Genomic DNA, 13,365 nt, shown 5'->3' with positions numbered 1-13,365 from the left:
GAGACTCCATTCTTGCTTAGCACTTTAAGGCATGAATCGGGAGTCTTTTCCGTTTTCTAACGCCACTTTATTTGCTGACTTCGAAGGGGCAAGTGTCTTAGCGGTTCTGTGAGGATTTTTAACGACGAATGGGTTTAAGGAACTTCTCTGAATGACATAATTTATATGTTAGGAGGGAACAACATGGAAGTTTTTGTAAAATATTTAGCGCGTATTGATAACCCGCAACATCGGGCCCGAACGGAAGGAATTTTGGGTTGGGTAACTAAGGAATTTCCAAATTTAATGCCAAAAATTGCGTGGAATCAGCCTATGTTTACTGATCACGGCACATTTATTATTGGCTTTAGCGTAGCCAAACATCATTTGGCTGTTGCCCCTGAAAGGGCAGGGATTAATCATTTTTCTGATGAAATTGTGCAGGCTGGCTATGATCACAGCAAGGAATTGGTACGTATCCAGTGGGATAGTCCGGTTGATTTCTCATTACTTGAGAAAATGATCGAGTTCAATATTTTGGATAAAGCAGACTGCTCAACTTTTTGGCGGAAATAGAAAAAATAGGATAGCCCTTAGAGGCTCATATTTGCGTTTTAAGGCCTTTTGGGTTCGTTTTTACATGCTCCAACACTCTTGTTGGGGATGCCTTTACATGGCGAATGTCAAAGTAAGGGGTGCGCCTTTTTTAAAGGGTGCGGTTTTAGAGTTCGGGTGAAGCAGCGGGACATGATCCATCTAGATTGAAGGTATCTGTCACAGGGCACGCGTACATTGCTGAAACATCTAACAAGCGCTCGATGAGTTCCATCCACACTATATTAATTATTTTTCATATTTCTTAAAGGAACGCGGTCAACAGTTTTGGGTGTCACGTTCGGATTTAGATGCAATGACCGCCCCAGATAATGTTCTTGCTGTTGGAAGCCCACAGCAGCTCGAATAGGGTCTTGGAGTTGAAAGTCGAAACCCGGACTAACGGGAAACGATAGTCGGGGGAGCTTACTTCGTGGCAGCTTCTCTTTTATTTAATGAATTAGTTGACAAAAAGCGCCCTTGAATTAAGGCGCTTTTTGTCAATATATTAAAATAAAGATGTTATTTATACAGGATATCTCCACGCAAGGATTCTACCTTATTTAATGCCTTACTAATATCATCTCCACTCACGCCAAAATGTAATAGAGCAGAACGAAGATGTTTAACAATAGCATCGAAGTGAGCAGGTTGTAAATCCATTCCTTCGTGTACCTTTGACATAGCCCCGCCAGAGTATTGATTTGGTCCACCTAACGCAAAGCTAATAAATTTCGTTTGATGTTTTCGCTGCTTCTCCATATCCGTATTTTTAAAAAAGTGGTTAACAGTATCATCTGCCAAAACTAAATCATAGAAGTAGTTTACCACTTTAGCGATTGTCTCTTCGCCACCAAACTTCTCGTATAATGTGCTCATGTGCATCTCCTCGAAATTATTCTTATTTGATTATAACCATAAATTAGTATATTAATTCAGATCTTAATTGAGAGGATAGTTATATCAGTTAACAAACTCGAGCAAATAAGAAAGGGTAGTTATCTTCATTGAAAATTTCTGCCACTTGCCCATCAATCAATGCATCAATCTGATAGAACTGGAAGTGAAAACAAAATGAGGCGCGTTCATTGACTCCGACAAATAGTGTATTTGGTGATATAAGAATTTAATAAAAGGCCTTGAATTTCAACGTGAGCTGAGATTCATGGCCTTTTTGTTGATGCTTCAGCGGCCGCTTTTTTTATTGGCATAATTTACATGTATTTCGTGCATAATATGAAAAATTAGCAAGGTGGTGGTCTAATATTGAATAATCTAAAAGCTGCTTTAAAAGAAGCCTCCAAATCGGGTGACTTTATACAATCTGTAATTACAATCCATAATACAATACTTCATTTTTCTTATTATAATTCTATTGTAAATCATGAACAGATCAGCAATGATCTTCTATTAGGTATCCAACGCGCCAATGCTAAAATAAATGATTTGAATGAATTGAATAACCTGATTCCCCTCGAAGGAATCAAGTTGTCGTCAAACCTGGAAGAGATTTCTCTAAATTTGATAAAAGGTTCCATTTATATTCAATTGGATACCGATCTATCTGAAGGTATATTAGTTAACATTGCAGATCTAAAAAGGGGCTATCGTGACAATAATTTAGCTGAGAATGAATACAGCGTAATCGGTCCGAAAGTGGCTTTTGTCGAAGCTATCGATACGAATCTCAATTTACTGAGAAAAGAAATTATTTCTGAAAAACTAATATTTGAGGAACACACATCCGGGTCTCTTTCCAAGACTAGAGTAGTGATAGCCTATATCGATGGAATAGCCAACCCTGAGCATGTAAATACATTAAGGCAGAGACTTATGGATTTTGATTTTGATGTGGTCTTTGATTCTGCTACTCTCGACCAGATCATTTCCGACAACTCAAATACGCCTTTCCCTTTATTTATGTCAACTGAACGCGTGGATCGGATAAAGGCTAGCCTACTTTTAGGGCAAGTGGCTATCTTAAGCAACGGTTCACCCTATGTCATTTCCGGTCCCACCACCGTGTTTGATTTTTTCTATTCACCAGAGGATTTTTATTTGCCGTGGGTTTTGGGTTCTTTTTTGCGTATTATTCGTTATTTGGGAGTTGCATACTCCATCTTGGCTACACCAATCTATGTCGCAGTAATAACCTTTCATTATAATGTCATACCAAGAGCCCTATTAGGTCCGATTATCGAATCCAGAACGAATGTGCCTTTTATACCTTTTTTGGAAGTACTTTTATTAGAGCTATCCGTTGAGCTAGTGCGTGAGGCAGGAGCTAGGCTGCCGACAAAAGTTGGTCAAACCTTGGGGATCGTCGGCGGCGTCGTTCTCGGTACGGCAGCGGTTCAAGCTGGCTTAACGAGTAATATATTAATTATTGTTGTTTCTGTTTCCGCATTGTCATCCTTTACCACACCAATCTTCAAAATGGCCAACACGTTACGCTTTCTCAGGTTTCCATTGATTGGCTTGGCGGCAGCTTTTGGGTTATTAGGCGTTATGATCGGCGTAGTGTTTCTTATGGGTCATCTGCTGCGCTTGAAATCTCTAGGTACCCCATATCTAGTTCCATTGTACCCTTTTCGTAGCAAAGATTTTAAAGAAAATATCATACGCAATTCCTTTAGTCTGACTTGGAGTCGAGGTCGTTTTTTACGTCCACTCATTCAGAGAAGATACAAGGTTAAAAAGCATAAAGATATTGGAGACGATTATAATAATGAATAATTCATTGCAAAGGAACATTCGTAAATGAAAATGCATGTTCGAGCTCTCTGTTTGTGCTTCTTATTATCGGGATGCGCAAAACAACAAATTATCGACAAGATTAAAATTCTTCAAAGCATTGGGTACGATATTCAAGGGGAAACATTTAAGTGCAGCGCTTCTTACTCTTCTTATGGAAAGAAAGCGCGTATACAGGTGTTAACCGCCGAATCACAAACTTTTGGCGGGGTACATATTGCCTTAACTACCCAATCTGAAGACCCAATTGTGATAGGACAAGTGCGAACAATCGTCATTAGCGAAAAGTTTGCAAGAAGAGGTCTACAAGAACTCGCTAGCAGCTTTGTACGAGATCCTTTGGTAAGCAGTAATGCTACTGTAGTTATAACTAAACAAGAGACAAATGAGATTTTGTCCGAGACTTTAAAATATCCGCCCTACTATTTATCAGATTTAGTCAAACAAAACATGGAGTATGGGAATATCCCTTCGACAAATACCCATCTATTGCTTGATCAATATTTTGGAGAAGGTCAAGATGTGTATCTTCCCATGTTGAATAAAGATGAAAAAGGCACATTCCATTTGGAGGGGATCGGTGTCTTTAAAGGAGATAAATTACATTTATTGTTAACCAACAAAGAAGCGTTTTTTCTAAAAATTCTCAAAGATAAGTCTAGAACCATATCCAGCTTCTATGAATTTACATCGGAACAGAAGGGGAAAATTTTTTTTCAAATATTGCACGAAGAACGAAAAGTGTCGCTGCAACAGAATGACAAAGCTGTCATTTTTCTTAAGTTAATTATAGATCTTAGAGAAATTCCGAATAAAAGCTCAGTCGACAAGAGCGATCTGCTTGAACTAAAGAAACAAATCGAAAATCATTTTTCAAAAGAGATTACAACGATGTTAGAAAAATTTCAGAATAACAATATCGATCCAATTGGCTTTGGAGAGCTATACAGAAGTAAGGAAAAAAAATGGAATCAGCAGGAATTTAGTCATACATCCTACCCGAAAATCAAATTTGAAGTGGATACAGAGATCATTATTCGACAGTCGGGAGTTGGCATTAGTGCAGCAAAGAGTTAAGGAGAATTACTTGATTTCCGGATGGTTCGCATTTTTCTTAGTAAATGCCCAGGCTGGAAATGGATTTATTCAAAATATATTGTTTAAAGATGCGGAGCAAGATACATGGATATCGGTTCTCTTCATGGGAATAAGCCTTCATATTATTATTTGGATGATTTACAAGATGCTGGGAAATCCATCTAAAGACGTGATTGACTTGCATCGAATGATTTTCGGCAGCTTCTTGGGAAATGCTGTTTCGCTACTCTTGATAGCGTATTTTTTCATGTTAGCTTTGTCCGTCTTTCGATCTTACATTGAAATTCTTCAAGTATGGGTATTTCCGTCTCTTAAAACATGGGAATTGGGTGTCATACTTATTATAATGATATATTATCTCATATCCGGAGGATTCAGAGTTTTAACCGGATTTGCTTTTTTCGCGGTTATAATGTCAATCATATTAGTTATCCTCAATATTTTTCCCACTCGATATGGAATTTTCACTTATTTGTTACCTGTATGGAATCATACCGTTCATGATTTGTTCAAATCCTTTAAAACTTCTTGCGGCATGTTTATGGGATTTGAAACTATGCTTATTTACTTCCCTTTTCTAAAATCACCTGAAAAAAATGCAAAATGGGCCCATTTCGGCTTACTTCTTACTACCCTACAATATACAACAATAGTAGTTACAACTCTCATGTATTTTAGTCATGGTCTGCTAATGCACACGCTATACCCTGTTTTAGTAGAGACAAAAATTATTGAATTTGATTTCCTGGAAAGAATTGAGTATATATTTGCTGTTAGCTTGATGATAGTTATCATCCCGTCGCTTTGTATCTCTATATGGTGCTGTACGAGAATTATGAAAAGAATAACGCAGCTCAAACCCCGTATCTCGTTGCCATTGATCCTAATAGCCTTCTTCATTGTTATTATTCAGTTTAACGATCGAATAAAGGTGGATGAATTAGGAAGGTTTGTTTCCGAAGTCGGATTTTATTTTCTTTTTGCTTACATTCCATCGATATTTATCATTTACTTGATCGTCACAAAAATATTTGCAAAAAAATCGAGTGCTTACCAATAAGTGCATCGATATGGAAAAGGTAACTCTTTATGTTCGATGTAACGATAAAAGTAATTGATAACGGTCCATTACGTATAATGGGTAAAGTAGAAATGGTAAATGCGGTAGGGAATCATTTTGAAAATGCTCCTCGTGCTTAACTCAATATTAAATCGCTTTTAAAAAGGCCTTGAATTTCAACGTGAGCTGAGATTCAAGGCCTTTTTGTGACATGGTCATACGCCTATGTATGACCGAGAAAGAGCAATTCAGTTTTAACGCTGTAGTGGCCCGTTGAATCAAGCACACCGGATGGGTTAGAATTAATAGAAGAAACGAAGAAATTTCTTGTGGAGCTAGGATTAGCGAAGAAAGATTTTGTTATAACGGACTGGTAAGTGAAATAGGATTGACCAAGGGGGGATGAGGGTGAAAGAAGTTCCAATTTCTTATGTAAAGGCCAATCAAACGGGTATTGTTGTCTTTGTCCTACTGGCATTTGCGTTTCAATGGACTTGGCTAGTTGGCTTGCTTTGGGTGATTCAGTTGTTTGGCTTTGTTGGTGGTGGGAAATGGAATCTGTTCGTGGTGGTGTCTAAACCGTTTCTACCTCGAAGCGGTACAGAAACACAGGCCGCAGAGTTGACAATGTTTAACAATGGTTTGGCTGTATTATTTCTTACTTTATCACTTGCTTCTTTTACCATCGGTTGGAGTATGGTGGGGTATATCTTCACTGGCTTTTTACTATTAGCTGCATGTGCAGCCTTGCTGGGCTATTGCATCGGATGTACGATTTATTATCAGTATAAGCAATTCATCGTCAGACGGCGAGTGAAGCGCGGTTAATGAAAGGTAAATATGGAAAGACTCTCACTAGAGTAAGGTGGGAGTCTTTTCTATCCACATAATAAAGTGAAAAACATTTAATTAGGGCAAATCATAATTGCCGGAAATATGTTAAAAATAGGATTGACACCTCTAGTAGGTGATGCTAATATTGGATTATACCTAATCCATACTAATCTTATCGGAATTATATGTGAACGCGAAGGGGAGTTAACATCATGGAGCATGCTATCACAATTCAAAGCGACGACGTCGAATTGGCCGCAACGTTACATTACCCGACAAATCAATCAGGAGCCGCGCAAGTTGATTGTCAACGTTGGCCGCTTATTATCATCTGTCATGGATTTATTGGCAGCCGGATAGGGGTGGATCGATTATTTGTGAAAGCAGCTCGTGAGTTTAGCTCGCAAGGATACCTAGTTCTCCGTTTCGATTACGGTGGTTGCGGTGAGAGTACTGGCGACTATGGCGCTGGCGGGCTGGATGTTCTGATTGAACAAACGCGAAGTGTTATTGATTATGCATCCACGATTGATTGTGTAGATCTTAGTCGTGTGATCTTGGTGGGTCATAGCTTAGGCGGTGCGGCTGCCGTTTTAACGGCAGCGAGAGATAATCGCGTGAAAACACTCGTGCTATGGTCAGCTGTCGCTCATCCACACAATGATATAGTAAGAATTGTAAGCAAATCTGAATACGAGAAACTTCCTATTGGTGGAGCGATCGATCATCATGGCTATGTATTGACAAGTAAATTTTTTGATTCTTTATCCCAGCATCAACCGTTTGAACAACTGCGTAAATTCAACGGTGATGTCCTTGTTATTCACGGTACTGCGGACGATACGATACCAGTCGATTATGCGCCATTATACCAGAAGATGTTCTGGATGCGATCAGAGGGGCAATGCGAACTCGAGCTTGTTTATCAAGCAGATCATACTTATTCAACAACAGGTTCTGCGAAAGAACTTTTTGAGAAAACAGGGAACTGGTTAGCCTTTATTCAAAAGCAGAAAAAAGATTGGAACGATTGGACAATTTAATGGAAGCGGAGGCAAGAGAATGGCGAAACCACTAGAGTTAGACGATATTTGGGTGGATAGAATTAAACAAATGTTAAACGGGTTGGAATACGGTTCCGTTCAAATCGTCGTTCACGACGGTAAAATCGCTCAAATCGATAAAACAGAGAGAAAACGATTCGACGCGTCATCTCAAAATCAATCCCAATTGCAAGCAGTAAAATCAGTCAAACAAACGAGTAAAGGCTAGCATTAGAGCGTTAAGTATAAAAGTGGTCTACAAGCCCTCTTTCTTCGGAAAGGGGGCTGTTTTCATGAAGCGGAAGCCGTATAATGATGAAGAACAGGCATAACATTTTGGAGTGATATGGAAAGTTAATGGAGGGATCTTATGCAGAAGCAGCATTTTATATGGAAAGACTCTCAGCAGATTAATAACTATGTATATGAATGGCTGCCTGATGAGACAAGTGAAATAAAAGCGATTGTGCAAATCGCACATGGCATGTCCGAGACGGCCGTTAGGTACGAGAGGCTAGCCGCATTATTAACGAGTCAAGGTTATGCTGTCTATGCAAACGATCATTTGGGGCATGGACGAACAGCAGGAACACCTGAAGCCGTAGGTAAATTTGGCAAAGATTGCTTTCATGGCATGGTTGAAAATATGGGGCAGATCACTAGTGAGATCCGTAAAAGGTATCCAAATCATATTCCTTTATTTCTGATGGGTCATAGTATGGGCTCGTTCTTAACGCAGCACTACATGGTATCGTACCTAACAAAGCATCCGGACCACGTTCAAGGAATTATTTTGTCAGGCTCCAATGGCAAACAGGGTGCAGCTTTACAAGCAGCAATCGCTATTGCTGCAGCAGAAGCAGCTATTCGCGGAGATCATCACCGGAGTAAGCTTGTAACGTCTCTTTCTTTTGGAGCTTTTAATAAAAGATTTGCACCGAACCGAACGCCATTCGATTGGTTAAGTAATGATGCAGGCGAAGTTGATAAGTATGTAGACGATCCTTATTGCGGCGTTACTTTTACATCTGGTTATTTCAGAGATTTCTTTAGAGGACTTAATGAGATTCATCAAGCCAAGCATGTCGATCAAATCCGTAAAGATTTGCCTTTATACGTATTCGCAGGTGAAGATGATCCGGTTGGTGGGGGTAAAGGGGTACGCAGGCTGCTTAGCATGTACGAGGAACTTGGGCTTAAGAACGTTAGCAGTAAGCTTTATCCCCGCGGCAGACACGAAATGTTGAATGAAGTGAATCGGAATGAAGTCATGGATGACATTGCAGCATGGCTGAATGAGCAGGTTGCATCTAGAGGTTAAAATAACGAAGTAAATAAAAGATAGAAGGCCGCTATTCCCCTCCTGCCTGATTGGTTGGAAGGGCTTTTCTTTGTTTATTCATAGCCTGCATTCTTCTAAATGTGCATGATTCTCCTAATTGAGTATTGACTTGTCTAACCGTAACGTTGTACTTTGGACGAATAAAGGGGATGTTAACATGAGGAAGAATTGGAGAAATCGCCTTGTATTTGCCTATCTGCCCGTTTTCATTCTTGTTATTATCGTATTGCTATGGATTTTTTTCGTCACCATGAGTGAGTTGTCCAAGCAGCAGGCGCTGAAGGCGAACGAGATCTACGCAGAAAACACTATGCAATATATCGATTCCAAACTGCGAACGGTCGAACAATATATCGTGCAGACATTTCTCGATGACCAATCTGTCATCGATTTTTACAGTATATCTCCTTTATCTCAGAACCGCTATCTTAACGATCGCGACGTATATAAGAAATTGATTCTGCTGCGAGACAGCTTCAGCGAGATTGATTCGGTGTATTTGTACCGTACCCGTGACCAAATCGTCCTAAGTGACACGTCGATGATGGGGCTCGATCAATTTTCCAACAGCCAATATTTGAATACGCTAATTACCGCTCCCTCTGCTAATCGCTGGAGTATAAGTCGCCAGTATATCGACAATGCCGGAGCGACAACGTCCGTAGTATCTCTGGTCATGCGGATGCCATTGCCGCTGGGAACGGATGGTGTTCTTGTTGCGAATATTAAATTACATACGATCGCTAAGCTCGTCAACAATGTGTCCAGTTCTAAATTCAGTTATCTTCACCTACTTGATGCCAATGGTGATTATATCATCGGTGACGACACGATCGACGGTAAAGCTAGCCTAGAACGGGAAGATTTTACCGTTATGAAATCGGAGTATACAGGTTGGACGATTCGCAGCGGATTTATTGACGGCGTCTTTTTTCGCTTTCTGTCGAACCTCAATGCATTTTGGCTAGTGATTGGCATCATCACGGTACTTGGAGGAGCACTCTGGATCGTATACGCGAGTCGGCAGAACTACAAGCCCATTCAGTCGCTTCTGGAGCGGCTCTCATCTGTCCCGCTGCAGAGACCGCATATACTAGGACAAGTAAAGCACGATGAATTCAAAATTATTGACAATCTGCTTGATCATCTGCTCGAACAATTCGGCAAGTATCGGCTAGAGAACGACGAGAATTTCAGCTACCGTCGGCGATATTTGTTCGAAGAATTGCTGTCTGGGACGCAGCTTCAGCTAGAAGAGGGATGGGAAAAGGAGTTATCGCGTTTCGGATTTCAAGAGACGTACGATCAATATATAGTGGCCATTCTCGAGATCGACAAGTATTCGAATTTTACCTCCACTTACAATAATAAGGATCAATATTTGATTAAATTCATCATTGATAACGTCGTTCAAGAACTGAATCAGAATGCGGGCATCCTAATCTGTCCAGAGTGGATCGAAAAACATCGGTTATGCGTCGTCTGTCAATTGCCGAATGAGACTGCTGTAGGTGATCCGTTCCGAGAGATCATGCGCAAAACGGTGGATTGGATCTACAAAAATGTATCGATTACGGTCACCTGTGGACTTGGAACGAAAGTGTCGGGTATTCATAAGGTATCTAGTTCTTATGAAGAAGCTATAGAAGCACTCAGCTATAAGACTACGTTTGGAGTCAGCAGCCTCATTGAATTCAAGGATATTAATAACAAATCGGGCGAAGAAATATTCCGATCTCTTCCTTATATTCGTGAACTGGTCCATTTCTACAGGATCGGCGAAGCGGAATGGGAACGCCATTATAGCGCCCTGTTTGCGGAAATTCGCATACAGCTTTTTTCACGGGAACAAGTTGTTAATCTAATGAATTATTTATTATTTCACTTCTATAAGGAAATGTCGGGGTTGTCCGCAGAATATCTGGAGTGTTGGCGAGAATATGCCATGAATCCAATCAACGAATGGATTGTGGCCTTCGACACGGTAGATGAATTGGAGAAAGAACTGCATGATATTCTGGAGGATGCCTCACGGAGGTTGGATACCCTTCGCGAACAGCGAAGCCAGCACGATCTGATCGACCAAGTGAAAGTGTATATCGAAAACGAGTATAACAATCCGGATTTCTCACTCGTCATGCTGAGTGAGAAATTTAAGTTAACTCCGAATTATTTAAGCCGCTTGTTTAAAGAAGAATTCGGTGAGAAATTCATTGATTATTTGGCTGGTCTACGAATCGAACAAGCCAAATATTTGCTGGTCACAACACCCGTTGCGATCCAGGAAATCGCAGTGAAGGTCGGGTATACACATACCTTTTCGTTTATCCGTGTATTCAAGAAACTCGTGGGCCGGACACCTGGTGATTACCGCAAGGAGTTCCAACAATCATAATCAGGAAGTATCGAAAACGATCGATTCAGGGAAAGATCAACAAAGTCCCTGAAGGGGTCGTTTTTTGTTTATTGAAGGCCGATAAGCCGTTTATCCTCATTATCCAAAGGAATTGTGGAAACGGAGTCTTGTGTAAAAACTGTGCATGGCATGCCACCAGCGTGGCTGCATACCTTTTAAACCCCTATCTGCTGCCGATTATTGAAGTTGTGCATCGCGTCTAAATGTGTGAATTGCTGTGCTAACGGACTTCCGTGTAGTGTTGAGTTGTGAGCGGAATAGAAACGATCACAACCATGCGGTACACGCTCGGCAGGGCGACATAGGAGGTAAAGTCACATGCAAGTATCTTCGCAACACACAGCTTTGGAAGTGGAAAAATCGGTTCGATCCAGAGATACGAAGAAGCGGGAAAGCAAGTATCTGAAGCAAAATATTCCGCTGTATATCATGCTGACTCCAGCCATTATTTGTTTTCTCCTATTCAAGTATGCGCCGATGGGCGGGATCGTCCTTGCATTCAAGGATTATAACTTTTGGGATGGAGTCTGGGGGAGTCCTTGGGTTGGATTAAAGCATTTTGATTATTTGTTTAACAATCCACAAGGTTGGAAGATCATTCGCAATACGTTCATGCTGAGCTTATTAAGCTTTATTGGGTTTCCATTTCCGATATTAGTTGCTCTGCTGCTGAATGAGGTTCGGAAAATGTGGTTCAAGAAAATCGTACAAACACTGTTGTATTTGCCCCATTTCCTTTCCTGGGTTATTGTCGGCGGCATCTTTATCACCTTGTTTTCACAAGATACCGGGATGGTGAACGACATACTGGAGAAGTTAGGCGGTGAGCGGTATGCCTTCCTTTATCAACCGTTCTCATGGGTTGCGGTGTTTTTGAGTTCAGGCATTTGGAAGGAAGCCGGTTTCTCGGCGATCATTTATTTAGCGGCGCTTACGACGATCGATCCGAGCTTGTATGAGTCGACCGCCATGGACGGTGCTGGTAAATGGCGTCAGATGTGGCACGTGTCGCTTCCGGGCATTCGACCCACGATTATTTTGCTGCTGATCCTTGGGGTAGGACGTGTAATGGAGGTCGGTTTCGACCACATCTATGTGATGCAGAATCGGGTAGTCGCCGATATTTCGGAAGTCATCAGCACGTACACGTTCAAGACGGGAATTCAGGGGGGCGAATTCGGCGTTCCTGCTGCAATGGGGTTATTCGAATCGTTAGTTGGCTTCACGCTTGTGTTAACTGCAAACCATATTGCCCGTAAATTCAACCAGAGCCTATGGTAATCGGGCTTGAAAGGAAATGAGAACGTGAGAGAGAATTACGCAGGAAAATGGTTTAGTGCTATGGTTCATATCATTCTGCTGATGGCTGCTGTCAGCTGTCTCATCCCGCTAATCAATATTATCGCTGTTTCATTCAGCGACTCAGCGGCCATCGATTCCGGGTTCGTCTGGTTGTGGCCGATTCATTTCAATGTGGAAGCTTATAAAACACTGTTTCTCGGTTCAAGAGTCATCCCCGCTTTTCTGAACAGCTTACAGATCACGTTAGGAGGAACGGCATTAAGCTTGCTCTGTACGACTCTTGCCGCTTATGCATTGTCCCGTAAATACTGCTACGGACGCAGATTTATTACGCTGGCCATGGTTTTTACGATGATGTTCAGCGGTGGGCTGATTCCATTTTTTCTTCTGATGAAAAGCCTCGGCCTGATCAACACCTACTGGTCCCTATGGCTCCCAGGGTTGGTTGGCGCCTATAATCTGCTGCTCATGCGTACCTATTTCGAAGGAATTCCGGCAGAGATCGAGGAGTCTGCACGCATCGACGGCTGTGGTGAATGGCGGCTTCTTGCGCAAATATTTCTTCCTCTATCCTTACCTGTTATCGCGACGATTTGCCTATTTTTAGGTGTTGGTTACTGGAACTCCTTCCTGAGCGTCCTCATATTCATCAATGATGCGGAGAAGATGAATTTGACCGTATTCGTTCAGCAAATGGTGCAGAGTCAGAGCATGCTGATGCAGACGATCGCCTTGCAGCCGGAAGATTTGGAGAATATGTCGCCTGAGGCTGTGAAAGCCGGAGGCATTGTGATCATGACACTGCCCATGCTGATCGTATATCCAATTCTGCAAAAGTATTTTGTAAAGGGTGTGATGCTTGGCGCAATCAAAGGTTAAATCGCAAAATAGTGATAGGATGAATGGATTCAAAAGCGGTCTATAAATAATAAAGGGGATGAAA

Annotated in this window: 12 protein-coding genes; 11 read left to right on the top strand and 1 reads right to left on the bottom strand. The window is 41.3% G+C overall.

The features are described 5' to 3' along the window. Nucleotides 1–183 precede the first annotated feature (183 nt). Nucleotides 184–555, top strand: a complete 372-nt coding sequence (locus AC58UU_RS25770; protein WP_497319927.1) for an iron chaperone — start codon at nucleotides 184–186, stop codon at nucleotides 553–555. 540 nt (nucleotides 556–1,095) lie between these two features. On the opposite strand, the gene AC58UU_RS25765 is transcribed toward AC58UU_RS25770, so the two are convergent. Beyond that, a complete protein-coding gene (locus AC58UU_RS25765; RefSeq protein WP_497319926.1) occupies nucleotides 1,096–1,452 on the bottom strand; it encodes a group I truncated hemoglobin in 357 nt (118 codons plus the stop codon). 384 nt (nucleotides 1,453–1,836) lie between these two features. Between AC58UU_RS25765 and AC58UU_RS25760 the strand changes: the two genes are divergently transcribed. From AC58UU_RS25760 to AC58UU_RS25715, 10 genes are all read left to right on the top strand, one after another. Continuing rightward, on the top strand, nucleotides 1,837–3,309 hold the full coding sequence (locus tag AC58UU_RS25760) for a spore germination protein (RefSeq protein ID WP_497320075.1): 1,473 nt from the start codon (nucleotides 1,837–1,839) through the stop codon (nucleotides 3,307–3,309). Between the two features lie 24 nt (nucleotides 3,310–3,333). Then, a complete protein-coding gene (locus tag AC58UU_RS25755; RefSeq protein WP_497319925.1) occupies nucleotides 3,334–4,404 on the top strand; it encodes a Ger(x)C family spore germination protein in 1,071 nt (356 codons plus the stop codon). Then, nucleotides 4,388–5,485: a GerAB/ArcD/ProY family transporter gene (locus AC58UU_RS25750; protein WP_497319924.1), complete on the top strand. Its 1,098-nt coding sequence runs from the start codon at nucleotides 4,388–4,390 to the stop codon at nucleotides 5,483–5,485. The genes AC58UU_RS25755 and AC58UU_RS25750 overlap by 17 nt, the downstream gene beginning before the upstream one ends. Nucleotides 5,486–5,893: 408 nt before the next feature. Continuing rightward, entirely contained in the window at nucleotides 5,894–6,313 is a 420-nt protein-coding gene (locus AC58UU_RS25745; protein WP_497319923.1) for a DUF4395 domain-containing protein, read from the top strand. Nucleotides 6,314–6,531: 218 nt separating this feature from the next. Further along, nucleotides 6,532–7,362 carry an alpha/beta hydrolase family protein gene (locus AC58UU_RS25740; RefSeq protein ID WP_497319922.1) on the top strand — a complete coding sequence of 277 codons (831 nt, stop codon included), beginning with the start codon at nucleotides 6,532–6,534 and terminating at the stop codon, nucleotides 7,360–7,362. Between the two features lie 19 nt (nucleotides 7,363–7,381). Next, the gene (locus AC58UU_RS25735) at nucleotides 7,382–7,591 is read left to right on the top strand and encodes a YezD family protein (protein ID WP_497319921.1); all 210 of its coding nucleotides are present in this window, start codon (nucleotides 7,382–7,384) and stop codon (nucleotides 7,589–7,591) included. A 141-nt stretch (nucleotides 7,592–7,732) separates the two neighbouring features. Beyond that, a complete protein-coding gene (locus AC58UU_RS25730; protein WP_497319920.1) occupies nucleotides 7,733–8,683 on the top strand; it encodes an alpha/beta fold hydrolase in 951 nt (316 codons plus the stop codon). A gap of 178 nt (nucleotides 8,684–8,861) precedes the next feature. Then, on the top strand, nucleotides 8,862–11,099 hold the full coding sequence (locus AC58UU_RS25725; protein WP_497319919.1) for a helix-turn-helix domain-containing protein: 2,238 nt from the start codon (nucleotides 8,862–8,864) through the stop codon (nucleotides 11,097–11,099). A gap of 339 nt (nucleotides 11,100–11,438) precedes the next feature. After that, the gene (locus AC58UU_RS25720) at nucleotides 11,439–12,401 is read left to right on the top strand and encodes an ABC transporter permease (protein ID WP_497319917.1); all 963 of its coding nucleotides are present in this window, start codon (nucleotides 11,439–11,441) and stop codon (nucleotides 12,399–12,401) included. Between the two features lie 24 nt (nucleotides 12,402–12,425). Next, nucleotides 12,426–13,301 (top strand): carbohydrate ABC transporter permease, encoded by an 876-nt coding sequence (locus tag AC58UU_RS25715; RefSeq protein ID WP_497319915.1) that lies wholly within the window; start codon nucleotides 12,426–12,428, stop codon nucleotides 13,299–13,301. Nucleotides 13,302–13,365: the final 64 nt, after the last annotated feature.

The organism is Paenibacillus sp. JT22N1 (assembly GCF_059692155.1).
The sequence above is the reverse complement of the archived record's forward strand: the minus strand, read 5'-3'. Positions and strand labels throughout refer to the sequence as shown.